Source organism: Fictibacillus nanhaiensis (assembly GCF_019801215.1).
GTDB lineage: Bacteria > Bacillota > Bacilli > Bacillales > Fictibacillaceae > Fictibacillus > Fictibacillus nanhaiensis_C.
On sequence record NZ_JAHVJO010000001.1, the window covers coordinates 1,620,239 to 1,641,626 of the forward strand.

At 39.0% G+C, this 21,388-nt stretch carries 27 protein-coding genes; 4 read left to right on the forward strand and 23 right to left on the reverse strand.

All coding sequences use genetic code 11. The annotated features are described in order from the left end of the window. Positions 1–14: 14 nt before the first annotated feature. The 16 genes from KUV80_RS08375 to KUV80_RS08445 all read right to left on the reverse strand — a co-directional run bounded on the left by KUV80_RS08375 (position 15) and on the right by KUV80_RS08445 (position 12,810). Positions 15–1,292, reverse strand: a complete 1,278-nt coding sequence (locus KUV80_RS08375) for an ABC transporter substrate-binding protein (RefSeq protein WP_222462183.1) — start codon at positions 1,290–1,292, stop codon at positions 15–17. A 15-nt stretch (positions 1,293–1,307) separates the two neighbouring features. After that, positions 1,308–2,138 carry a carbohydrate ABC transporter permease gene (locus KUV80_RS08380; RefSeq protein ID WP_222462184.1) on the reverse strand — a complete coding sequence of 277 codons (831 nt, stop codon included), beginning with the start codon at positions 2,136–2,138 and terminating at the stop codon, positions 1,308–1,310. Positions 2,139–2,155: 17 nt separating this feature from the next. After that, a complete protein-coding gene (locus KUV80_RS08385; RefSeq protein ID WP_222462185.1) occupies positions 2,156–3,112 on the reverse strand; it encodes a carbohydrate ABC transporter permease in 957 nt (318 codons plus the stop codon). Further along, the gene (locus KUV80_RS08390; RefSeq protein ID WP_222462186.1) at positions 3,099–4,397 is read right to left on the reverse strand and encodes an alkaline phosphatase family protein; all 1,299 of its coding nucleotides are present in this window, start codon (positions 4,395–4,397) and stop codon (positions 3,099–3,101) included. Before KUV80_RS08390 ends, KUV80_RS08385 begins: the two co-directional genes overlap by 14 nt. 5 nt (positions 4,398–4,402) lie before the next feature. Beyond that, entirely contained in the window at positions 4,403–5,191 is a 789-nt protein-coding gene (locus tag KUV80_RS08395; RefSeq protein ID WP_222462187.1) for an HAD-IIA family hydrolase, read from the reverse strand. A 15-nt stretch (positions 5,192–5,206) separates the two neighbouring features. Then, a complete protein-coding gene (locus KUV80_RS08400; protein WP_222462188.1) occupies positions 5,207–5,767 on the reverse strand; it encodes a glycerol-3-phosphate responsive antiterminator in 561 nt (186 codons plus the stop codon). Between the two features lie 309 nt (positions 5,768–6,076). Then, the gene (locus KUV80_RS08405) at positions 6,077–6,622 is read right to left on the reverse strand and encodes a GNAT family N-acetyltransferase (RefSeq protein ID WP_222462189.1); all 546 of its coding nucleotides are present in this window, start codon (positions 6,620–6,622) and stop codon (positions 6,077–6,079) included. A 16-nt stretch (positions 6,623–6,638) separates the two neighbouring features. Continuing rightward, the gene (gene fosB / locus KUV80_RS08410) at positions 6,639–7,061 is read right to left on the reverse strand and encodes a metallothiol transferase FosB (protein ID WP_222462190.1); all 423 of its coding nucleotides are present in this window, start codon (positions 7,059–7,061) and stop codon (positions 6,639–6,641) included. Between the two features lie 187 nt (positions 7,062–7,248). Then, positions 7,249–7,380 carry a hypothetical protein gene (locus tag KUV80_RS18740; protein ID WP_276516610.1) on the reverse strand — a complete coding sequence of 44 codons (132 nt, stop codon included), beginning with the start codon at positions 7,378–7,380 and terminating at the stop codon, positions 7,249–7,251. Positions 7,381–7,507: 127 nt separating this feature from the next. Then, entirely contained in the window at positions 7,508–8,569 is a 1,062-nt protein-coding gene (locus tag KUV80_RS08415; protein ID WP_222462191.1) for a hypothetical protein, read from the reverse strand. Then, positions 8,547–9,077: an RNA polymerase sigma factor gene (locus KUV80_RS08420; protein ID WP_222462192.1), complete on the reverse strand. Its 531-nt coding sequence runs from the start codon at positions 9,075–9,077 to the stop codon at positions 8,547–8,549. The genes KUV80_RS08415 and KUV80_RS08420 overlap by 23 nt, the downstream gene beginning before the upstream one ends. A 137-nt stretch (positions 9,078–9,214) precedes the next feature. Further along, positions 9,215–9,379, reverse strand: a complete 165-nt coding sequence (locus tag KUV80_RS08425; RefSeq protein WP_222462193.1) for a hypothetical protein — start codon at positions 9,377–9,379, stop codon at positions 9,215–9,217. Between the two features lie 245 nt (positions 9,380–9,624). Then, positions 9,625–10,089, reverse strand: coding sequence for a DinB family protein (locus KUV80_RS08430; protein WP_222462194.1), 465 nt, complete (start codon positions 10,087–10,089; stop codon positions 9,625–9,627). Between the two features lie 147 nt (positions 10,090–10,236). Continuing rightward, positions 10,237–10,623 (reverse strand): hypothetical protein, encoded by a 387-nt coding sequence (locus KUV80_RS08435; RefSeq protein ID WP_222462195.1) that lies wholly within the window; start codon positions 10,621–10,623, stop codon positions 10,237–10,239. A gap of 214 nt (positions 10,624–10,837) precedes the next feature. Then, entirely contained in the window at positions 10,838–11,482 is a 645-nt protein-coding gene (locus tag KUV80_RS08440) for a C40 family peptidase (protein WP_222462196.1), read from the reverse strand. 176 nt (positions 11,483–11,658) lie between these two features. Next, positions 11,659–12,810, reverse strand: a complete 1,152-nt coding sequence (locus tag KUV80_RS08445; protein ID WP_222462197.1) for a CehA/McbA family metallohydrolase — start codon at positions 12,808–12,810, stop codon at positions 11,659–11,661. A 314-nt stretch (positions 12,811–13,124) separates the two neighbouring features. Here KUV80_RS08445 and KUV80_RS08450 point away from each other — a divergent pair, with 314 nt between their 5' ends. Continuing rightward, a complete protein-coding gene (locus KUV80_RS08450) occupies positions 13,125–13,667 on the forward strand; it encodes a GNAT family N-acetyltransferase (protein WP_222462198.1) in 543 nt (180 codons plus the stop codon). 104 nt (positions 13,668–13,771) lie between these two features. On the opposite strand, the gene KUV80_RS18880 is transcribed toward KUV80_RS08450, so the two are convergent. From KUV80_RS18880 to KUV80_RS08480, 6 genes are all read right to left on the reverse strand, one after another. Next, the gene (locus KUV80_RS18880; protein ID WP_222462199.1) at positions 13,772–13,960 is read right to left on the reverse strand and encodes a cysteine-rich CWC family protein; all 189 of its coding nucleotides are present in this window, start codon (positions 13,958–13,960) and stop codon (positions 13,772–13,774) included. After that, positions 13,957–14,370: a hypothetical protein gene (locus tag KUV80_RS08460; RefSeq protein WP_222462200.1), complete on the reverse strand. Its 414-nt coding sequence runs from the start codon at positions 14,368–14,370 to the stop codon at positions 13,957–13,959. Before KUV80_RS08460 ends, KUV80_RS18880 begins: the two co-directional genes overlap by 4 nt. Next, positions 14,367–14,834 (reverse strand): DUF5662 family protein, encoded by a 468-nt coding sequence (locus KUV80_RS08465; protein WP_222462201.1) that lies wholly within the window; start codon positions 14,832–14,834, stop codon positions 14,367–14,369. Before KUV80_RS08465 ends, KUV80_RS08460 begins: the two co-directional genes overlap by 4 nt. A gap of 172 nt (positions 14,835–15,006) precedes the next feature. Further along, a complete protein-coding gene (locus KUV80_RS08470; protein WP_246625055.1) occupies positions 15,007–15,831 on the reverse strand; it encodes a cupin domain-containing protein in 825 nt (274 codons plus the stop codon). Positions 15,832–15,991: 160 nt separating this feature from the next. After that, the gene (locus KUV80_RS08475) at positions 15,992–18,127 is read right to left on the reverse strand and encodes an alpha-amylase family glycosyl hydrolase (protein ID WP_222462203.1); all 2,136 of its coding nucleotides are present in this window, start codon (positions 18,125–18,127) and stop codon (positions 15,992–15,994) included. A gap of 255 nt (positions 18,128–18,382) precedes the next feature. Further along, positions 18,383–18,844 carry a WapI family immunity protein gene (locus KUV80_RS08480; RefSeq protein WP_222462204.1) on the reverse strand — a complete coding sequence of 154 codons (462 nt, stop codon included), beginning with the start codon at positions 18,842–18,844 and terminating at the stop codon, positions 18,383–18,385. A 121-nt stretch (positions 18,845–18,965) separates the two neighbouring features. Here KUV80_RS08480 and KUV80_RS08485 point away from each other — a divergent pair, with 121 nt between their 5' ends. The 3 genes from KUV80_RS08485 (at position 18,966) to KUV80_RS08495 (ending at position 21,239) form a co-directional block, all read left to right on the forward strand. Beyond that, complete coding sequence (locus KUV80_RS08485; protein ID WP_222462205.1) at positions 18,966–19,802, forward strand: oxidoreductase; 837 nt, start codon at positions 18,966–18,968, stop codon at positions 19,800–19,802. Positions 19,803–20,055: 253 nt separating this feature from the next. Further along, entirely contained in the window at positions 20,056–20,343 is a 288-nt protein-coding gene (locus KUV80_RS08490; protein WP_222462206.1) for a transposase, read from the forward strand. 104 nt (positions 20,344–20,447) lie between these two features. Next, positions 20,448–21,239, forward strand: coding sequence for a TIGR00266 family protein (locus KUV80_RS08495; protein ID WP_222462207.1), 792 nt, complete (start codon positions 20,448–20,450; stop codon positions 21,237–21,239). Between the two features lie 75 nt (positions 21,240–21,314). Here KUV80_RS08495 and KUV80_RS18885 read toward each other — a convergent pair. Beyond that, positions 21,315–21,388 (reverse strand): IS3 family transposase (locus KUV80_RS18885; RefSeq protein WP_425308493.1); only part of this gene is annotated, 74 nt, incomplete at its 5' end.

The following is a 21,388-nucleotide window of genomic DNA, read 5'->3' on the forward strand; positions in this document are numbered from 1 at the left end:
GTCAAAGATCCTGATTACTTTTTTAACATTTTCTCTGCCTGTATCTGTGCTTCTTTTAACGCTTTATCGGCTGGTACATTATCAACGAAGACTTGGTCGAACGCTTTGTTGATCGCTTCGTTCTCTACTTGGTTCCAATTCGGAAACAGCGGTGTTGGACGCGCATACTTCAGCTCGTCAATCGCAACTTTATAGTTCGGATTTTCACTCAATACTTCACTCATTTTTTCTTTTGCGGAAAAACGCACAGGTAAATATCCTGTTTCAGTTGCCCATTGAGCTGTCACATCTGGCTCAGAGAAATATTTGATGAATTCGAATGCTGCTTTCTTTTGCTCTCCATCTGCAGTTTTAGGTATAACACCGCTAGTCCCTCCGATTGGCACAGAAAGGTCATTCCCTTCAAATTTAGGCATGAATGCAGCACCGATTTTACTGCTGTCCATCGTACCCATATCTGCAGTTGAACCTGTAACCATCGCTGCTTTTCCTTCTGTCAGATCAGCCATGGTGTCGTACCAATACGCCCAGCCTTCTCCGCCGTAATGCACTTTACTTACCTTATCCTTATGAATCATATCTCCCCATAGCTGTAGTGCTTCAGTTGATTCTGGTGTGTCTAGCTTCAGCTTAGCGGGATCATTCGATAATTCAGCTCCATTTGACCACACAAGGGATGAGAAGAACCAAGGATAGCGAATAGGTTCAAAGCCATATTGTACTTCACCTTTTTTAACAAGCTCTTTGGATACTTCCTGTACTCCCTCCCATGTCTCAATTCGTGAAGGATCGATTCCTGCTTTTTCGAAAATTTCCTTGTTATAGTAAAGGACAGGGACACTGCGATTTAAAGGAAGACCATAGATTTGATCCTTAACAGAAGCAGCTTCCACAAATCCGTCCACATAATCTTTGAGATCCACATTTTCTTGTTCAATCATTTCATTTAAGCTTTGCAAATGCCCTGAAGCAGCGAAAGTTTGCAATGTCGGATCTTCGAGCTGAACAAGAGCAGGGGCGTTATTGGATCTTAAAGCAAGCTGTAACTTGTTCGTGATTGTCGGATAATCTTTCAAGAATACTAGTTTCACATGGATATTCTCATGTTTCTTATTGAAATCATCTGTAATCTTTTTTAATGATTTTCCTAAGTTACCGCTCATAGAATGCCAAAATTCAATTTCAACTTTATCACCAGACTGAGAGTTTTTATTTGTTTGACTTCCACAGCCTGCGACAAACAACAGTAGGATTAAAGTGATAGATATGATTTTTCTCATTTGATTTAACATGGTATTGACCTCCTATTAATCTTTCATTCCTTGATACATGACGCCTTTGATATACAGTTTTTGAAGTATTAAGAACAAGAACATTACGGGAAGGACACTAATCGTATTTGCAGCCATAATCATCGGCCACTGGATGCCATATGCTCCATCTACTTGTATAAGCTCCGTCAGGGCGATGGAAATGGTCTTCACCTCTTCACTTGTTGTAACGACTAACGGCCAAAAGTAATTGTTATATTGATAAGTGAAAATAATAATTCCTAATGACGCCATAGACGGCAAAGTAAGAGGAGCCACGATTTGCAAAAGAATCCTTAAGTGGGAAGCCCCGTCTACTTTAGCAGATTCAATAATAGACTTTGGTATTTGCCTAACCCCTTGATACATGAGAAAGATATTAAAGCCAGCAACCGAACTCGGGATGATAAGTCCTTTATAAGAATCCAGCCAGCCCAGAGTGTTCAACGTCAGGTAAGAAGGAATCACCGTCATATGTGCAGGCAAGAACATCGTGAATATACATATAATCAGGATGCATCGTCTTCCTTTAAAGGTGATGAACGTCAAAGCGTATGCTGCAAATGTTGCGAGAATCACAGATAAGACTGATGTCGTCATCGCAAAGAATAATGTGTTTGACATGTATTGAAAAAGATCATGTTGTTTAAAAACCTCTATATAATTCGACCATTGCGGATCAGAAATCCAAAAAGACATCCTGTCAGACGTTGCTTCGTCTTGAGATTTCAAGCTTGTCACAACCATCCAAAGTAGCGGAAGGCTCATCAACAGGCTGATTACAGTTAACACCGTATATTTGGTTAGCTTCATCAACTTTATAGGCAATTCGTTCCACTCCTTTCTTAATGGTGTACCCATTTTCTAGAAACGAAATATTGGATAACCGTGAATACAACTAGGATTAAAAAGATAACAATCGCAATAGCCGATGCATATCCGATATGGAAGTACTCAAATCCTTGTCGGTAGAGCATATAAACCAATACCATCGATGAATTAGAAGGACCTCCTTGTGTCATGACAGCAATTTGATCGAAGGTTTCAAACGCTTCAATAATCGCAACTATGACGACAAAGAATGTGATTGGTGAAATAAAAGGTAACGTAATATGTCTGAACATCTGCCACCGATTAGCACCGTCTAATTTTCCAGCTTCATAAAGATGGTCAGGTACAGATTGCAAGGCGGCTAAGAAGAACATCATATAGTAACCCATCGCTTTCCATAGTCCCATAATGATTAAAGACATCAACACTGTATCGGATGAGGCGAGCCATGTGCCTTCAGGTAACCCTATGGAACGGAGAATGACATTCAACAATCCATCATCCACTTCATAAAGCGACATCCATACAATGGAAATGGCAATGATCGGTGTAATGTGCGGAGAAAAGAGCAGCATTCTGAAAAAGCCGATTCCTTTCAAATTTTGATTAACGAGGACCGCTAACAACAAACCCAGTACGACCACACCAGAAACATAAAAGAATGTATAAAATGCCGTATTCATCAAGGCTTGTTTGAAATCTTCACTTCGTAAAAGAGTTTCATAATGTTCAAAACCTGCGAAAGTCGCTGGGTTTAACATATCCCAATTCAAAAAACTTAAGTATAGGGAGTATCCGATAGGATAGATCCAGAATACGAATAAAAGAATGAAGGCAGGAAGTATGAATCCCCATCCGAATAAAGACTCTGAAGACAAAAACTTTTGCGTTAAAGATAATAATGAATTCTTCTTTTCCGTTGAAGTGTAATCTTGCACAGGCTGCTCAACAGTTGTGTCATAATTTTGCAAGGAATTCTCCTCCTTTCAGTTGCGTGGCTGGCTGCAGAAGGTTACTCAATACATCACCATCCGCATCTGGAAGTTCTACACCCAGCAGTGCTCCAAGTGTTGGTGCAACATGAATAATATGTGATTCTTCCATTTCAATTCCTTCACTGAACGAGGGACCTGAACCAACCATGAACCCTTTTAACAAAGGGTGATCTGCTAAATATCCATGAGTCGATTTGTAGGTACTTGGACCAAAAAAGTGCTCAACATCTTTGTCATCTTTGGATACGAACCCTTCTTTTAATTCAACAATTAATTCAGGTGTATGACTCCCTGTCTTAGGTAAACCGAAAGCTCCAAATGCGTCTTTTGGAATTACCTTTTTAACAAACGGAAGAGATTGAAACATGTCTTCTACGTTTCTAGACACCCATTCATCTTCCACTAATCGATAAAGATACAATGCGCCATCGTTGCTTACAGCAATAAAATCTGTATCCAGTCCCTTCTCATTTAAAAAACAGTTTGGATAAAAGTTCGTATGGACATCCATATGACCATGGTCTGAGTATATAAGGATGTCAGTTGATGCTAGCTGGTTACTTTTTTCCAACTCAACAAGAATCTCTCCAACAAGCTGATCGACATACTCAATAGCCCAGTACACTTCAGCCGAGTGATTTCCATGTTTGTGGAGCATGCTGTCGATCAATAAAAAATGAGCCATGATCAAATCTGTCTGCTTATTCGTAATTACATAGTTAACGATGTCTTTCGTAAGCCCATCCTGCATATGACCCAGTGAAAAATCAGCACTCCACTTTGCATATTGATCTACAGGAAATTGCTCTTTCAATTCGTTCCAGAAGTCTGGTGTTGCATATTGATCAAACAACCTTTGCTCATAAAACTCAGGTATGTTAAACCTGATGTTTCTTGCTTCTCTCGTCAACGGCCAGCAGATAGCTGCTGTTGTTCCACCTTTTTCAGCTAAAACATCATAGAGGGTTGGAACGTTGACGAGACATTCTTTTGACCCGAGCTGGTCACCCCAGTGATGACGGACTTCTCTTTTATCCCTATCGTAAACAGAATTTCCAATGACTCCATGCTTTGAAGGATGGCATCCCGTTATGGCACTTGTATTGGCTGTCCAGGTGACACTTGGATAAGTAGTCTTTAACTTTGAAACAACACTTCCCGAACTGATGAGTGATCGCAGATTTGGAATTTTAACTTTTGGGTCATCAAGATAATGCCCCCCCATTCCGTCAATACAGATCAAGAGAGTCTGCTTATTCATGGAATTCAAGCCTCCTCTGCCATATACATAGCATCCATGAGTTCTTTTAAATTGGAAAACGTGTAATCAACAAGCAAATCATCAGGCACCTTTTTAAGATGTTCCATCAAGAGTATGGTGGACAATCCCGCATTTCTGCCCCCTTTAATATCTGTGTATGGATTATCTCCAACCATCACCGTCTCATTTGGGTTCAACTGAAAACGTTCAAGTGCTTCGTTAAACAGATAAGATGCTGGTTTTCCGATTACGTATGGTTCTACTTGTACGGTTCGTTGAATAGCTGCAATGAGTGCTCCTGTTTCAGGAACAGCTTCTCCCGTATCAATTGGATGGTTGTAATCTAAATTAGTAGCCACAAGTTTAGCTCCTCTTTGTATATGGAGGACAGCATCTTCTAATTTTTGATAGTGGAAATTTAAGTCTCTACCGACCAGAACAACGTCACAGGGAGTATTAAGGTCCTCGGATAGAATATGACCTTCTTTAACAACACTATCCGTTAAGTGCTCCGAACCGATTACATACACATTTGAACGGCCAAATAGCTGAGTGAGGTATTTCCCTGCGATATCAGTTGGGCAGACAATCTGTTCTTCCGTTGCTTGAATGCCGAAAGTCTGTAATTTTACGGCGATTCTTTCTGCGCTCAATGTTGAGTTATTCGTCAAAAAAGCAATCATTTTACCATCTTCTTTTAACGATTCAACTAATTCTGCTGCTCCATTAATTAGTTTTGTTCCGGCATATATTGTTCCGTCTAAGTCAAAGAGATAACCTTCAAACTGTTTCATGATTCCTCCGCTTTCCTAAAGTTGTATATTCCAGAGCTCTGGATTACCTGATACGACTGCAGTTGCACCTGCATCAATTACTTGCCTGATTTCTTCTTCGTTGCTGATGAGCCCGCCGACAATTAAAGGAAGATTGATCTCTTTAGTCAGATCTCTTATGACTCTTGGCATTAAACCTGGCATGATTTCAACGATGTCTGGCTGATTTTGTTTAATGGATCGAATGCTCATTGCAAAGGCTTGAGTGTCAATGATGAAGTTATGCTGAATCGCTACAAGACCTGATTCTTTCGCCTTCTTAATCAATCTGCCTTTGGTCGTAACGATTCCCGTCGGTTTTACTTTTTCAGCTAGAAAATCAACAGCCTCATTGTTGTTGGCAAGACCTTTAATGAGGTCCACATGCAAGAAAGCATACTTTCCCGCCGCGTGAATTTTATCTACAATATCTGTAATATTCATGAGATTGCCTGCCATCATTGAAACAATGTCCACCTTTGACTCAATCGCTTGATCCAAATCAGCAACATCTCGAACACCCGCAACCATTGGTTTCATTTCCGATAAATTGAACATAAGTGAACCTCCCTTTGAATTTGAAAATAAAAAAGAAAACCTAGACATATCAAAAAGAAAGCAACAAGACCAAGACTTCAATTGACTCAGTCACATCGTGCACACTTTTTGACATGAACAAGATTTTCTCCGTATATTCTCCATCTGTCATGTGGTAGTGTATGAAATTGTTTTGCATCTTTATCTTATAAAAAGATTATAAAGTCCGTATGAATGAAACATATATCTTTTGTAAAAATAATGACAGGATCACCGTGAAATTGAAAAAAAAGAGGAAACTTCTGTAAGTAGAAGTTTCCTTAAAGTGATCTATTTCCATTTAAATTCCTCTTTTGTCAAACCAAAAATATAGATATCGTGATAACGTCCATCCGTATAAATCATATTCCGCAAACATCCTTCTTCGGTAAAACCAAGACTGTTATGAAGCTTAACAGAACCTTCGTTAAAGCTATACACTTGAGCATTTACTTTTTGATACCGAAGTTCATTAAAGAAATAACGCAAAATCACTTTAATGGCATCACTTCCATATCCTTTTTTCCAATGGTCCCGAAACACACTGACTCCATAGCTGAAGGTACCATTCTGAAAGTCGCATTTATCTGTATTGATACTACCGACTAATTCTCCGTTAAAATTTTCGATTGCCAGTCTGAAATGATGTCCATCCCAGCCTTTATTGGACTCTTCTTCTGTCCATTTTCTAGTCCCTTCTTCAGACCTTGGACCATAGATTCTATCATTTAATCTAGCAATCTCTGCATCCATACCATCTTGATGGAATCTCTCCCAATCTGAAGGTTGAATCGGCCGTAATCGAACCAATTTGCCTTCCCACATATTAAAACTCATTTATTTCGCCTCCATCTCAATCAAAAAACTCCATATGCTTTTTTTCTTCCTTATAATAGTTTAATCTGTCTTGCAATGTCCCTGTATGAAATTCAAACTTATGGCCATCTAGGTCTGTAAAATAAATAGATTGCATATCTCTTTTATCCCTAATACGACCGGGTAGAAAGTTAACATTCAATTCCTTAAGTTTTTCATACTTTTTATGAAAGTCTGTTTCTTCTACGGAAAAAGCCGTGTGTGTGTAGGAATGACTTATCTCATTACGCGGAATATCTTTTTCTTCATTTAGCGCAATCCATAAACCGTTCAAATCGAAATAGGCAGTGCTCTTACCTTTAACGATCAGCTTTGCATCAAAAACATTTTCATAGAAAGTAATCGATTTTTGTAAATTAGAAACTGAAAATAAAAGATGATTCAATCCTTGTATAGTCATACTTTCACCTCAAATTGTTAACAACAGTAAATATCCTAGTAACATTAGCAACACTTGTAAGTTCTACTACCAATCCACCTACCAATTATTTCAAAATGCAGACTGAAAAACAATCCATTTTCTAAAATAAAAAAGACACTTACCTTCTTACAGATAAGCGTCTGTGCGACAACTTGAAAAATGATCGTTATTTATTTTTTATCTCTTTTAATAGAGAGATCACCTTTTCATTTTGCTCGATCATTGTCTGATTCTGCTTTCTCAATTTGGCAAAGTCAAACAAAAACACGACAAAGATGATTGCGATCAAGATACCCATGATTTCACCTCTCAAAGAATTCCTTAACTAACTCTCGCATTTGATAGACGAAATATCAAGAAAAAGAAACTGCCTATGTAAAAAGACACCTATCTGCACAGATAAGTGTCGATTTGTTCTGATTTTGTTATTTCACTTCAACAATAATACTGCCAGCTCTTTTTCCGCCAAAAGATACATCTAATCTCCAAACACCGGGTTTGCTGAACTTCATATGACTAGTGATGGCATGAATGGAACCCACTTCCGTATCTCCTGATAACGGACTTTGTTCCGGAATTTCATATTGCCACACCTGTTTTTCATTTACAGTACCCACGTTTTCCACTAGCACCTGTTCTTCCATACCTGTTTCTTCGTGAATTCCAATAACTTTAAAATCACCATTGCTGATAATTTCTATTTCATTATGACCTCCAAAAAAGTGCCACACGTATTTATCGATTTTTCCAGTTATGAATTCGGGACCTAAGATACCCAGCCTCTCTCGGTCACCAATTAGTGTTTTTGCATTATCTGACGTGAATGTAGTGGATAACGCCCACTCATCTTTGGTTTTCAGTTCTTTTCCATCGGCAATAATGGTAAAGGATCGTGCCAGTTCATCCGCACTTTCTTCATCAAAGAAAGGCGTATAGAAATACACATGATACCTTAAATTACTTTCAGGAGATACGAAATAATAATGCAAAATTTGAACGACTTCCATTGTTTTCTGGTGATCCAACGTATAAGTTGCTCGGTATCTGTACCCCTCTACTTCCTGGTTCTTAAAAACATTTTGCTTCTGTATACTTTTCATCATCTCTTCTTCGTTTAATGGTTCGATTCCTCCTACTTTCTTTCCATCAGCCATAAAGGTACTTGAGCCATCTTTGTTTTGTTTTATGATAAAATGATCTTCTTTTTGAATGGAATAAGTTTCATTTCCATGAATCCCTGATTTAAATTCGGTTGGCGAATTATTTATTTGAGTAATTGCAAATAAGCCCGATCCCGCCAAGAAGAATGCTAGGACAAGAAAGCTTAAGATGGGCTTAACGAATTGTGGAGCCCCGATCTTCTTTTTTTCTGTTTTTAGAAGTCGTAATTCCCTTAAGATGTCATCCCTTTTATTCGTATCCATCTCGTATTTTTGAAACGTTCTCATTTCTGATATAAGATCTTCATTGGTTAATCGTTTCAACATAATCACTCCACTTCTCATCTTTAAGCTTCTTCTTTAAAGACTGAATTGCCCTATGATAGGTAAGATTCACTTTAGCAGGTTTCCATTGCAAGATTTGAGAAGCTTCATTTGACGTATAATCCAATACACCTTTTAAAATGACTATATCTCTGTAGGAGGACTTTAATTCATTGATCGCTTTGTAGAGTTCCCTTTTTCTTTCGTCTTCCAATACCCAATCTTGAGGGATTTTGTCCTTGTGAGAAAATAGATTCAATAGATGGCTGTAAAGCAGCTGTTGGCGTTTCTTCTTACGCACATGATCGACAGCGATATTTCGTGCAATTGAGATCAGCCAAGTCTTCGGATCAGCGCGCCCCTCAAATTGATCAAAATGATGAAACCCTTTAATGAACACTTCTTGGACGATGTCTTCTACATCACGTGTGCCCATATAATAGATGAGAAAATTATAGATATCATTGTGATATTCCGTAAACCAGCGTTGAATCATCTCGTGGTTTTTCATGACCTCTCTCCCTCTTTACCAAGTCCTTCAATGATTAGACGTCTTAAATCTTTATTACTTTCAGTGATTTATAAAATTTTTTATCTTTTTTGTTTGTTATTAAAAAAGACTGAACGGTAAATACCGATCAGCCCGAGTTAATTTTTATATTTACCGATGACTGGTATATAATTCTCTTCCAGTGCTTTTTGTCTTTCTGTTACGTATCTTTGATCTGAATAAAACTCTTTTTGTCCATGCCACACAAAAACTATTGCAGTGAGTAGTAAGATAAGTACACTTGCAAGGATCACCCACATCATTTCTATCACCCTTTCTCATTTTGAGAGCTTGAGAGTTGGCGCATACTGAAAAATAAATAACTTCCTTTATTATACATAAATTACTTAATTAGTTATCGTTTTTGGTTAAAATTTTAAGTTGGTTTAGTAACTGAGCATGCCGGAACGGAAAACAACTACGTTCAAAAAGAATGAAGTTTACGAAAAATCCTTGATTACTTTTAACAGAAGACACTTAATCGATCATGGATAGGTGTCACTGTTTTTTATTTCGCTGAAACCACAAGCATTCGCTTCATGGATTCAATTTGTCCGATATGTAAGGATTCATGCAATACGGAAAAGGCAGCAGCATCTAAAACAGAGTTAAATTCGTGAATTGGTTTTTCTAATGGTTGGTTTAATAGTTCAGGGGAAATTTCTTTTACACGTTCTAACTGGCTCTTGAGGGTCAAAATCAGCTCGGATAGGCGTGGTGCTTCTCCCTTCCATTCCGATGGTCTTGTGCCAGGGGCAAATAATTGATTGTATCGATTAGGCAGTTGGACGGGTTGCTTTGAAAGTTCAAACAAAAAGTACTCCGCTTCCGTTACCATATGACCAAGGTGCCACTTCATTGTATTGTTAAAACCATCTGGTTGTCTATTTGCCATTTCTTCTGTTAGATTCTCGGCTATCCCAATACTCCAGTTTCTTACCTTGTTAAATTGATAAAAAAAGATTTCAGACATTATCTTCACTCCTCATGGCCTTTTTTTATTCCTGTACTAACTTCTTTTCGTGTATAGGAATTCCTTCAGAAAGAAAAAACAAACAGCCCAATTTATGATGTTAATTGGACTGTTTTTTCGCAGTTATTCACTTGTTAGGAGACGGATTTAGTCGTCATTTTCGTTTTCCGTGTTCTCATCTTCACTCTCTGGCGATTCCTCGGATTCTCTAGATTCTTCTGCTTCTCGAGATTCTTCTAATTCTTCCTCAGGTAGCTCTATAGGCTCAAGAACAGGTGATTCTGTTAATTCAGGTACCTCTACTGGCAGCTGTGCTGGGGATTCTGCTTGCTCCTCTGCAACTGGTAGTGTTGGGGATTCTATTGTTTCCACTACTGGAAGCTGTGCTGGGGATTCTGTTAGTACCTCTACTGGCAGTTGTGCTGGAGATTCTACTGGTAGCTCTACAGGTGGGCAAACCGGTTGTACACGATTAACGAGGGGTGGTGCAGCAAACAGTCTTCTCACTCGTAATCTTTCATTATTCATTTCCATATCGTACACCTCCTTTTAAAAGCAACATGTTCCGTTTTAATCGGAGGGTAAAACATTCGTTGCAAAAGGTTAATAAAACATATTATTTACTTTTATCATATAGAAAGCTTGACCAAATTGATTGGTTTAATGTCACAGTAAACTAAAAAAAGGCTATTGCCATACACTACAAAAAATCCGCCCAACTTTTGTTGAACGGATCCTCTTCCTCTTATTAATAGCTTTTTGCTCCGATGTAGTGCTCTGACCAATACGAGCTTCCGAGTTCACTAGTGGTTACACCTTTTGATGAAGAGGCGTGCATGAACTGGTCATTTCCAATGTAAACACCGGCATGACTCGGACCGTCTCCTTCTAGATCAAAGAACACAATGTCTCCAACCGATGGTGAACTTACTTTTGTCCCCTCGGCATACATGCCATCAACCGTTCGTGCGAGATCGGTGTTTTCAGCTTCCTCAAAGATATAGTTTAAGTATCCGCTGCAATCAAAACCATCCGGTGATTCTCCACCCCATTTATAAGGTGTGCCTTCGTATTTTTTTGCCGTTTTGACAATAGAAGAGTCTTTTTGCTGAACACCTAATGCTTTGAACGTTTCATCTCCAGCGATTCCATCTACCGTAATTCCTTTTGCCTTTTGAAATTTTTTCACACTATCCGTTGTATAGTTTCCATAATAATCCGTTGTTTTACTTTGGTTATAAAATCCTTTATTCTGTAACGTTTCTTGAAGTTCTTGTACGTCTGAATGCTGCATCTCGGGTTTCAGTGTCTGATCTCCCAGGGCGGCATGTCCTACTGCTGGATTAAACGCCACGACACCTGCAATTGCCAGTCCTGCTGCTAATTTTTTCAAAGTACCATCCCCTTGTCTCTTTTTTTATCTGACCTGTCCCATACTAACAGGCTGACATGACAGAGAGATTGTAAACCCGTTACAGCGAAATAACAATTATTGGTGAAATGTATGAGGAATTACATATTGTCACAAAAAAAAGCGACCTAGAAGAATACCTAAGTCGCTGTTTCTTTTTATGAAGTGGGCTGAACCCATATCGGACTTGAATAGATCATTTCTCCATCCGATTGCGTCATTCTCACAAAATACCATGCGCTTTCCTGGCTTTTAGGTGTTTTCGTGTTCCACATGAAATGGGTAGAAGTATTCGTAGGTTCATAGGTTTCTACCACTTCTCCGCCGTTGGTTACCAATTCTGCTTTAACGATAGTTTCCCCTGCATCTGGGTCATACCCCATGACTTGCAAATCGACTGGCTCATTAGATGCGATTTTAGCCCCCATCATTTGTCCATTGGCAGTGAACACCATTTGATAGTTGGCATCCTGTGTGGCATAGACGTGATGTTTTTCTAATGCTGATCTAACGGATTCATGAGAATTTTTGTTTGTAATAATACCTGTACGAGCAAACGTGGGAGCTCCCCAATCCTCTCCGTGGTGATCAGAAACACCAATAGCACCAACGTGCCAGCCTTTATCTAACGCTTCCACATAAGTAGAGTCATAGATATCATCACGATTGAACACTTCGATGGAAACTACACGCTCATCCGCTTCAGGTACATAAGCGAGGTTATCGAGCTTTCCTGGCTCACGACCCGGATGGTTGAATCCGCCGATTCCATCACTTCCACCAAAAAGGGCGGTATCCCGCTGAAACCAATTCCAAAATGGCTTCATCGAAGGTGTTCCAGGTGAACGAAACACGTCAGTGTAATGCTCTGAGAACCACACGTTAAAATGTCCTTGATACGGATCGCTCCACTCAAAACCGCGAATTGCGGTAAACGAATCATCTGAAAGCTGCTCAGCTTGATAGCGGATGTCTTCCCATTCTGTGCGATAGGGCAGAGGCGTATTGACCCTTTCTTCTTCGTTTGCAATCAGATTTAATCCTTCAGAGTGTTCCGTAATTGCAATAAAATCAAGTCCATGTGCTTTCGCGCTTTCAAAAGCCTGCTTCGGCGTACCTGTTCCATCCGGAGAATAACCGGTGTGGTTGTGCAGATCACCAAAGAAAATCTGCTTGCCCAACAACTGACTTTTAATCGCTTGATGTACGTTCGCCTCATCTCCATGAGCATCCACATTTTGTGCTAAAAGAAAGAAACCAAGTGTTCCACTAAGAACAAGCTTACTTCTTAATCCAAAGGTTTTTTTCATCATCTCTCCACCCCATACCTTAGTTGTCACTTACAGTATGAAAAGAAAACAAAATAAAAGATAGAGAAAGGGAAAAAAACGATTCCTTAGTACTAAAGAAGTCGTAGTCAGAAAGGAGTAAAGGTATACTAAATTGAGAATCGTGTGGAGCAAATGCTTATTTCCGCTTGCCAAAAACCTGTTCAACTAACGGTTGCTAAACTGAGACTACTTTAAAATTAACAAGGCTTCCCTAAAAATTTTTACAATATATGTTAAGATAAAAATGTAAAGAGATGGTAGACAAATGCTTGAATTAAAGTGGAGGGTAAAAAATGAGTTCAAACTTTTGGGAAGGTAAATTAGTTCGTTTACGACCAATTAAACCTTCAGATTGGGAAAAATTTCATAATGATGGTAAAGATTCAGAGGTTTCTAGATTAAATGATGCTGTTTATGGTCCTAGGTCCGAAGAGGGCACCAGAAAATGGGCGGAAGAAGAGTCTGATAAAGGTTGGGATGGACATAACTTTAGACTCGGAATTGAAAATATGGATGGTGAATTGGTTGGTAGTATTAGCACAGATAAATGCGACCCTCGTAATGGAACATTCAGTTATGGAGTTAGTATATTCCGTGAATATTGGAAACAGGGTTATGCTAGTGAAGCGATAAAAGTAGTTTTACGATATTTCTTTGATGAACTTCGATATCAAAAAGTTAATGCCTCAGTATATAGCTTCAACGAAGGTTCTATAAGTCTTCATAACCGACTTGGATTTACTCAAGAGGGTTGTTTGCGAAATATGATTTATACTGATGGAAAATATCACGATGTATTGATTTATGGTTTGACAGAACAAGAATTTAAAGCCTGAAAAGTAGATTACAAAAGACGTACACGATTTTTTAGTGTAGGTCTTTATTTTTTAATCAATAGCAACAATCTTTTAGAAAACAGCCTTTTAAAAAGAAGAATTTCTTAATTATGCTCATCGATACACTTCTTACATAGACAGCAGTCTTGATTCTGTGAAGCTTTTTCGGAGAGCTCTTTTGGGATAACTATTTCCATGCACCAACAAGTCTCTGGTTTTTCTCCATTAGCTATTGCACAATTGTTGTGTGCGTGACATAAAGGACATTTATCTGAAGATGTTCTAGAAGTCATGGTTTTGCCTCATTTTCATCTTCCACTTGATCTTTCATAAATTCCGTCAATTCTGCTTGAATTTCTTCCATAGATTCATCAAGGAAATCACCGATAATTCTGCTTCCAGGGATGTTTATAGAAATCGGCATACCTAATAGAGATCTTTCACATTCCCATATGGTAACGGTATGTATGTCAATGAGCTCGCCACTAGCATCAGAAATGCCAACTGAAATGGCAGAACGGTAACCAGGTTCAAATGGATGGTTGCCTTCTTTATAAAACTCAGCTTCAACATTTATTTTCTTTTTTTCAAAAATGGCTTTATACGGATTGGTTAGACTTTCTATAAGATCAATTAAAGCTAGTTCTGTATTTTCAATGTGATCCATTAGTTCTGCGTTGAATTCTTTTTGTGTGTACTTCATGAACAGACACCTTCTTTACCTATAAGAATCTTACATACCTCTTTCGTTTCTGGATGCAAAATTACCTTTTCAGTTAATAGATTTTGAAGTAAACGGTTAGATAAGCTTTGATCTGTCCTTTTCTTTCCCCATTTTCTTGAGAGAGATCGATAATCACAAATCATTTCTATTACATATTTTTTCGGCATTGGCACTGCTTCTCGCGTCATTTGATTCACCACCCAGTAATTCCAGTGATGTTTATTCTTATGCTGATGGTGCAACCACGCATACTGCCATTGTAATTCATTGTCTTCCGTTTTATCAGAAAAGAATTTTTGGGCATATGGAAAAAACTCTACGGGAGAAAACTTAGAAAGATCATGGGTAATTCCCTGAATATACAACCCCTCTTTCCAGCATTCCACCAATACATTTAATTTGTGGTCAAGTATATAAAGGAAATACTTCCAATAAACTTTCATTCAATTCTAAATGCCTCCTTGCCTTACTTACTACCAATTATTTCAAATGTTTGCATGAGATACAATTCATTTCTGTAAAAAAAGAAACCTACTTTTTCACAGATAACATATACGTGAACTAAAATGAAAAAGAGGATAGGCCCCCCATCCTCTTTCATCTTTTGCTCTTTAATTAATAGTTACTCTCTGCAGCCATTGCATCTGCTTTCGTCTTATGAATTGTACCGAATGGATGCTCAGGTGGTGCGTATAAAACATAGACTTTCATCGGTCGATTACCCGTATTTGTAATGTTGTGCCACTTTCCGGCAGGGATCATGATTGCGTAGTCATCATACGCCATTGCTTCAAAATCCAATTGATCTTTTTCATCTCCCATTTGAACGAGTCCTTGCCCTTGTTCAATACGAATGAATTGATCCGTATCCGGATGCACTTCTAAACCGATGTCATCTCCAACATCAATACTCATTACGGTGACTTGCATTTTATCACCAGTCCATAAAGCTGTACGATACGTATTGTTCTGCAACGTTGCTTTTTCAATATCAACGACAAATGGCTCTCCACCATAATCTTTTCGTTCCTGATAAATATCTCTACTCAAATAAACACATCTTGCAGCATGCTCTCTTTCACCTTTTGAAGCTTGAAAAAAAACAGTACGAATGTGTGGATGTTGAGTAGATAAAGCACTTTTTTGGTATTCTTCATAACCCTCTATTTCAGTTTGATAGGCATTTTGTATACCTTCCCCATAACTGCGTATAGAGATATCACTGATTTGATAAGCAGGCTGTTGACCAGTAAGAGTGATGTATAGATTCGTAAATTGATTCAAATGAACTTTTTTATCTTCTAACGTATGAAAAATTTCATTTTTATGCCTTGGATTAGGTGCTTCATTTGCTAATTGGCTATAAAACGTAATGGCCGAAGCTTCCCTCGTTATTGCCGAAAGTATCGCTTCCACTTCTTGTTGAGATACATTATACATATTCCACATTCCCCTTCAGCGCTTTTTAACATCATCTTATGCCCGTAACTGGAGAATGTACTTGGGTTTATTTGATTTCGCATATCATCTATCTGTTCTAAAAAACAAACAGGCCCAAAAGGTAGAAATACTCCCTTCTGAGCCCGCTTTTTTGTAGAAATTAATTTTGCCAATTGGAGATGGACGTGCCTGGACCGCTTGATGGTGTGGTGAACAGATGATTCGCTCCGCTTTCCCATACCACATTGCCAGCCCCATCTTTCTTAATGAACTTAAACTCGATGGACCGGCTTGCAGGTACGCTCACATCGTAGTACCAGGTTGGATAAGCTGCAATGACTTGATTGTACATAGGTCCGATTGCTTTGGCTGTATCCCAGTTGCCGAGTTCTGCCGTATTCCCGACGAGGTACACATTTTGCCCAGTGGTTGTGTACGCATTGTTGACCATAAATCGGACAGAAGTTTGTGATGAAGTTAACAGATCAATCGGTCCATAAGCATTACTTACTTTGCCGCTTGAAGTGGTGACCGTTACATTATAAGAACCGGCACTGATGCTTGGAACTGTAATCTTGATTTCATTGTTATTCCAAGACTGAATCGTGCTTGTGACCGTTCCGATCTTCACTGTTCCTTGTGTAGTTCCAAAAGAATCTCCGCTGATGGTTAACGTGTTCCCTGGCTTTGCCATGACTGGTCCCACTTGCCCAATTGTCGGATTCGCACTAGTCGTGTTGTACTGATAAACGCCAACTTCACCGGCACCTAGATTAAATGTCGTCACCGCTCCTGTTCCAGAAACTGAAATAGAATTCCCGGACAAAAGCCCTGTCAGCTGATCGGTATAGGTTCCTGCAGGCAAGTTTGTATTTAGACCGCTTATGTTGTAGTTTGCAGTGGAACTCTTGTTTACAGCAACAAGCGCAATATCGTTCCCAAACTGTCTTTCATACACATACACATCATTGTTGATCCAGCGTTGTGTGGTTTTACCGAAGCCAAAGGCCTGGTTATTTTTCCGTAAGACAGAGAGTTTCTGTATAATCTGGTAGGCGCGGGTCGTCTGACTAAAAGAGGTCATTTTGCCGCGATTGTTCGGATCCCCGTTCCCTGTCATGTATTGTTCTGTTCCGTAGTAGATGTTCGGAACACCACGAGATGTAAGCATAACGGCAAGCGCAATATCTGTTTTACGCGTATCTGCTCCTGTGAAATGGAATCGGTCCATGTCATGGTTATCCAGGAAGGTTACTTGGTCGATAGCTTGCTCATATTTCGTCTCAGATTCTTGGATCATGCTGTCATAGCCATACCAGTTATCAGAGCTATTTCGCAGCACTTGTCTTAACTTTTGGCCATAACGGAAGTCTAACAGAGACATGCCATATTTGTTCGCAAAATCATAATAGTTTTGATCGACTTCATTTTCGCCTAAGAACCATTCACCAAATGTGAAAACAGGCTGATGTGCGTATATGGTATCCATAAATGTCTTTTGCCAGCCGAACGGCATATGCTTTACAGCGTCTACACGCAAACCGTCTATTCCCATATCCAGCCATTGCTTAATTGCCGCTTTCATATAAGAATCAACTGTCGGGTTCTGATGATTAAAATCTGCTAAGTCATAAAGGTTTCGGTATATCCCATCTTCAATGGAAGAAAAGTTGGTGCCTTGATTATGATGGAAAAGACCTTTCGTGTCGTTCGTATAACCGCCGACAAGTGTTCCATTGTCATATAATTTTCCGTTCTCCATGTAGGAAGGTGTATCTTCTGACGCAGGAGACGTGTGGTTTGGTGCGAAATCAATGACCACTTTTATATTTTTAGCATGTGCCGCATTGATGAGATTTTGAAAATCTTGCATACTTCCAAAGAACGGGTTCGTTTTTTTGAAGTCTCTCGCCCAATAGCCATGATAAGATGTTGTTCCAGATGCATCATTAAGAACGGTATACACGTTCTCGACAGGCTGAGACACCCAAAGGGCCGTTACTCCCATGTTGGTTAAGTAGCCATCATTGATCTTATTGATGATTCCTTGCCAATCTCCTCCGCAATATTTGCGTAAGTTGGAGCAATCATTGCTATAAAGACTGCCGGTAGGATTGTTGGACATGTTACCATCTGAAAAACGATCTGTTACGATCTGATAGATAACATCTTGTCCATAGTTAACTTTGCTGAGTCCAGTAGCAGCTTCGGCAACTTGAACATGGTCGTTGGCTGGGAACCCTGAAAACAATAAGGACAAACTTAAAACGGACGTTAAAAACAAGCTTTTTCTCATTCCATTCACTCCTCTTTAAAATAAAACAACCCCGCTATTCATAAAGAATAACGGGGTTGTCTGTTACTTAACATTGCCCTCAAATTTTGCATATAGATGCGCTTCTATTATTCTCATTATTTTCTAAAATGAAAGCGCTGTCAATAAAATTCAAGATGATTGTTTTAGTATCTAGGACTAGAAAGCAATGGTACGTTTAAAATGAGAAAATAGTATCCTTATAAAAGTAAAAAAGGACTTTTGGACTAATACAATTTAAGATATTGAAGGAAAGTTTTTAAGTATTGATTTTAAACCTCTTATAAACTCATCCACATAAGTAAGATCCGTTTCAATTTCGAATTGTAATTCTGCACCCCATCCAACAGGATATTGTACATATCCGTTTACATTAACCTTTTTTCGTTTATCAACAGAAAAAGTAAGACCAAAATAGGGTTCAGTTGGTTTAATATTTACTTCCTTTTTCTTAAGTGCTGAAAAAGCAACCAACTCCTCAATAAAGTATTCTAATAATGTTCCTTCAAACATGACCTCATCAATTTCTGCTTTAAAGGCAGGCATAGATAATATCAAATGATTTTTATGCCAATCTCTATCAAATTTATGGATTGCATGTGGATAAGCATAGTCGTAACTATATATTTTCAAAGAAAACGATCCATCCTGCGATTTTAGTTCTGCGAATGGAAAATCTAAATAATAATCTTTCTTCATATACTCACTCACTTTCTTATAAATGATAATAACATTTAAGCACTAGTCGTTATTGCAAATACTTTCATTTTTGTTCAATACGTTATAATAAATCTACTATATTCAGGAATAGGGGAAAATAATGGGTAGAAAAATAGCAATCGTAACGGGTACGTCTAGTGGTTTCGGCATGCTGTGTGCCGTTGAACTAGCAAAGGTCGGCTTTGAAGTGATCAGTACGATGAGAGATTTGGATAAAGCGGAGGGTTTATTAAAATGTGCCGATGACGAAAACGTCTCAGATTTTATCCGCCTTCACTCGCTCGATGTCACATCAACGGAATCTATCGATCGCTTTAAAGAATACCTGGATGGAATTGGAACAGTAGATGTGCTCGTAAACAATGCTGGGTTCGCACTTGGTGGTTTTTGTGAGGAACTAACGATAGAAGAGTACCGCTTGCAGTTTGAAACGAACGTCTTTGGTGTGATTGCTGTTACACAAGCCGTTCTCCCCTTTATGCGAAAAAATCGCGCAGGACGTATCATCAACATGAGCAGCATATCTGGAAAGTTTGGATTTCCGGGCTTGTCACCTTACACAGCCTCAAAGCATGCCCTTGAAGGGTTTAGCGAAAGTTTACGTCTGGAACTGAAGCCATTCGGAATTGATGTTGTGCTAGTTGAGCCAGGATCTTATCAGACAAACATCTGGTCTACCATTGACAACATGACCATAAACAAGGAGTCTCCTTACCAGTTTTATATGGAAAAATTAATGAAGGAGATTGAATCAGGTAAGACTGGCCATGGTCATCCCCTTGATGTGGCAAAGCTTGTTGCCCAAATCGCAGGTCAGACGAAAACACCTAAACTTCGCTATCCCATCGGTAAAGGCGTGAATAGGAGTCTGCTCTTAAAGACCATTTTTCCGTGGATGTGGCTGGAGAGAGGCATTTTAAATAAATTGCTTAAATAAGTGATGGCCATTTAGGTTTTATGCTCGCGATACTAGTTTTTGCTCGCAATTTGGATTTTATGATCGCAATTCAGACTTTATGATCGCAATACTAGATTTATGCTCGCCATACGAATTTTATGATCGCAATACTAGATTTATGCTCCAGTTTGAATTTAAGAGTGCGTATACCAGATCTCCTCGAGATTAGTGTTTCGTTTACCTGCTTAATTCACCTATATGCTGTCTAGAATGATACAGAGGTGATCTTATTATGAAAATATTTCTTATTTTTGGAAGCATTCTTTTTCCTCTATTTATGTTTGTTTTACAGAGAGCTTGGTTCAAATGCCGTCTTTTCTTTAATCTAGCTGCTCTATTAGCTTTACTCGTTTTTAGCAATCTTATTTCCATCGGAATTTACCAAATCATTAAGAACAAAACCGTATTTATGACCAACATACATGGCTTGTTACTGAATCCGCTGTTTTTGTTAACAGGAGCGTATTTGGGTGTGTACCTACTCTACCGAATGGTGTTGTTAACGGCAGATGAACAATAGCTCGAGTTTCATCTTCATAAAAAACTTTGAAACCAACGTAACTGCAAGATCGTAACAATCTTTGTAAGATAGAAAATCCGATGTAAATATGGGAGGAATACAAAATGAACAATCACGAAATCGATTATAAAATTTACGGTGACGATATGCAGTTTGTGGAGGTTGAGCTCGATCCTAAAGAAACGGTGATCGCAGAAGCTGGCGCGCTCATGATGATGGAAGATGGCATCGAGATGGAAACCATATTTGGGGATGGTTCGTCTGGTGAAGGTGGCGGTTTAATGGGCAAACTGTTCAACGCCGGTAAACGTGTACTAACGGGTGAGAGCTTGTTCATGACAGCTTTTACGAACGAAGATTACGGCAAAAAGCATGTTTCGTTCGCCTCCCCTTATCCTGGAAAAATCATTCCGATGGATCTGAGTGAAATGGGCGGAAAAGTGATCTGTCAAAAGGATGCATTCTTGGCTGCTGCCAAAGGTGTTTCGGTCGGTATTGAATTTCAGCGAAAAATTGGCGCAGGATTCTTTGGTGGTGAAGGCTTTATCATGCAGAAGCTTGAAGGTGACGGCATGGCATTTGTTCATGCAGGTGGTACGATTCATAAAAAGGAACTAGCCGCTGGAGAGGTGTTACGTGTCGATACCGGATGTTTAGTTGCGATGACTAGTGGTGTTCAATACAACATCGAGATGGTTAAAGGTGTGAAAACGGCGCTGTTTGGCGGTGAAGGTCTATTTTTTGCAACGTTAAGTGGACCTGGGACGGTTTGGGTTCAGTCTCTGCCATTTAGCAGACTTGCGAGCCGAGTGTTCGCTGCAGCTCCACATCGTGGTGGATCTAAAGACGAAGGCAGCTTGGCAAAAGGAGTTTTCAATATGTTGAATGGTGATTGATCATTTGAAAAACCAAAAAGAGTTAACACCTTGAACTGCACCCCGTCAAGTAGACAGATGAAATAATAAAACACTCTAAGCGGCTTCAACTCTATATTCTATAGGGCTGAGGCCGTTTAGTCGTTTTTGATATCTTTCATAATTATAAA

Bases quoted from the DNA above. Each gene is read 5' to 3' on its own strand.
- KUV80_RS08375 (WP_222462183.1), bottom strand. From the start codon at position 1,292: ATGTTAAATCAAATGAGAAAAATCATATCTATCACTTTAATCCTACTG.
- KUV80_RS08390 (WP_222462186.1), bottom strand. From the start codon at position 4,397: ATGAATAAGCAGACTCTCTTGATCTGTATTGACGGAATGGGGGGGCAT.
- KUV80_RS08395 (WP_222462187.1), bottom strand. From the start codon at position 5,191: ATGAAACAGTTTGAAGGTTATCTCTTTGACTTAGACGGAACAATATAT.
- KUV80_RS08400 (WP_222462188.1), bottom strand. From the start codon at position 5,767: ATGTTCAATTTATCGGAAATGAAACCAATGGTTGCGGGTGTTCGAGAT.
- KUV80_RS08405 (WP_222462189.1), bottom strand. From the start codon at position 6,622: ATGAGTTTTAATATGTGGGAAGGCAAATTGGTTCGATTACGGCCGATT.
- fosB (WP_222462190.1), bottom strand. From the start codon at position 7,061: ATGACTATACAAGGATTGAATCATCTTTTATTTTCAGTTTCTAATTTA.
- KUV80_RS18740 (WP_276516610.1), bottom strand. From the start codon at position 7,380: ATGGGTATCTTGATCGCAATCATCTTTGTCGTGTTTTTGTTTGACTTT.
- KUV80_RS08415 (WP_222462191.1), bottom strand. From the start codon at position 8,569: ATGTTGAAACGATTAACCAATGAAGATCTTATATCAGAAATGAGAACG.
- KUV80_RS08420 (WP_222462192.1), bottom strand. From the start codon at position 9,077: ATGAAAAACCACGAGATGATTCAACGCTGGTTTACGGAATATCACAAT.
- KUV80_RS08425 (WP_222462193.1), bottom strand. From the start codon at position 9,379: ATGATGTGGGTGATCCTTGCAAGTGTACTTATCTTACTACTCACTGCA.
- KUV80_RS08430 (WP_222462194.1), bottom strand. From the start codon at position 10,089: ATGTCTGAAATCTTTTTTTATCAATTTAACAAGGTAAGAAACTGGAGT.
- KUV80_RS08435 (WP_222462195.1), bottom strand. From the start codon at position 10,623: ATGGAAATGAATAATGAAAGATTACGAGTGAGAAGACTGTTTGCTGCA.
- KUV80_RS08445 (WP_222462197.1), bottom strand. From the start codon at position 12,810: ATGAAAAAAACCTTTGGATTAAGAAGTAAGCTTGTTCTTAGTGGAACA.
- KUV80_RS08450 (WP_222462198.1), top strand. From the start codon at position 13,125: ATGAGTTCAAACTTTTGGGAAGGTAAATTAGTTCGTTTACGACCAATT.
- KUV80_RS18880 (WP_222462199.1), bottom strand. From the start codon at position 13,960: ATGACTTCTAGAACATCTTCAGATAAATGTCCTTTATGTCACGCACAC.
- KUV80_RS08460 (WP_222462200.1), bottom strand. From the start codon at position 14,370: ATGAAGTACACACAAAAAGAATTCAACGCAGAACTAATGGATCACATT.
- KUV80_RS08465 (WP_222462201.1), bottom strand. From the start codon at position 14,834: ATGAAAGTTTATTGGAAGTATTTCCTTTATATACTTGACCACAAATTA.
- KUV80_RS08470 (WP_246625055.1), bottom strand. From the start codon at position 15,831: ATGTATAATGTATCTCAACAAGAAGTGGAAGCGATACTTTCGGCAATA.
- KUV80_RS08475 (WP_222462203.1), bottom strand. From the start codon at position 18,127: ATGAGAAAAAGCTTGTTTTTAACGTCCGTTTTAAGTTTGTCCTTATTG.
- KUV80_RS08480 (WP_222462204.1), bottom strand. From the start codon at position 18,844: ATGAAGAAAGATTATTATTTAGATTTTCCATTCGCAGAACTAAAATCG.
- KUV80_RS08485 (WP_222462205.1), top strand. From the start codon at position 18,966: ATGGGTAGAAAAATAGCAATCGTAACGGGTACGTCTAGTGGTTTCGGC.
- KUV80_RS08490 (WP_222462206.1), top strand. From the start codon at position 20,056: ATGAAAATATTTCTTATTTTTGGAAGCATTCTTTTTCCTCTATTTATG.
- KUV80_RS08495 (WP_222462207.1), top strand. From the start codon at position 20,448: ATGAACAATCACGAAATCGATTATAAAATTTACGGTGACGATATGCAG.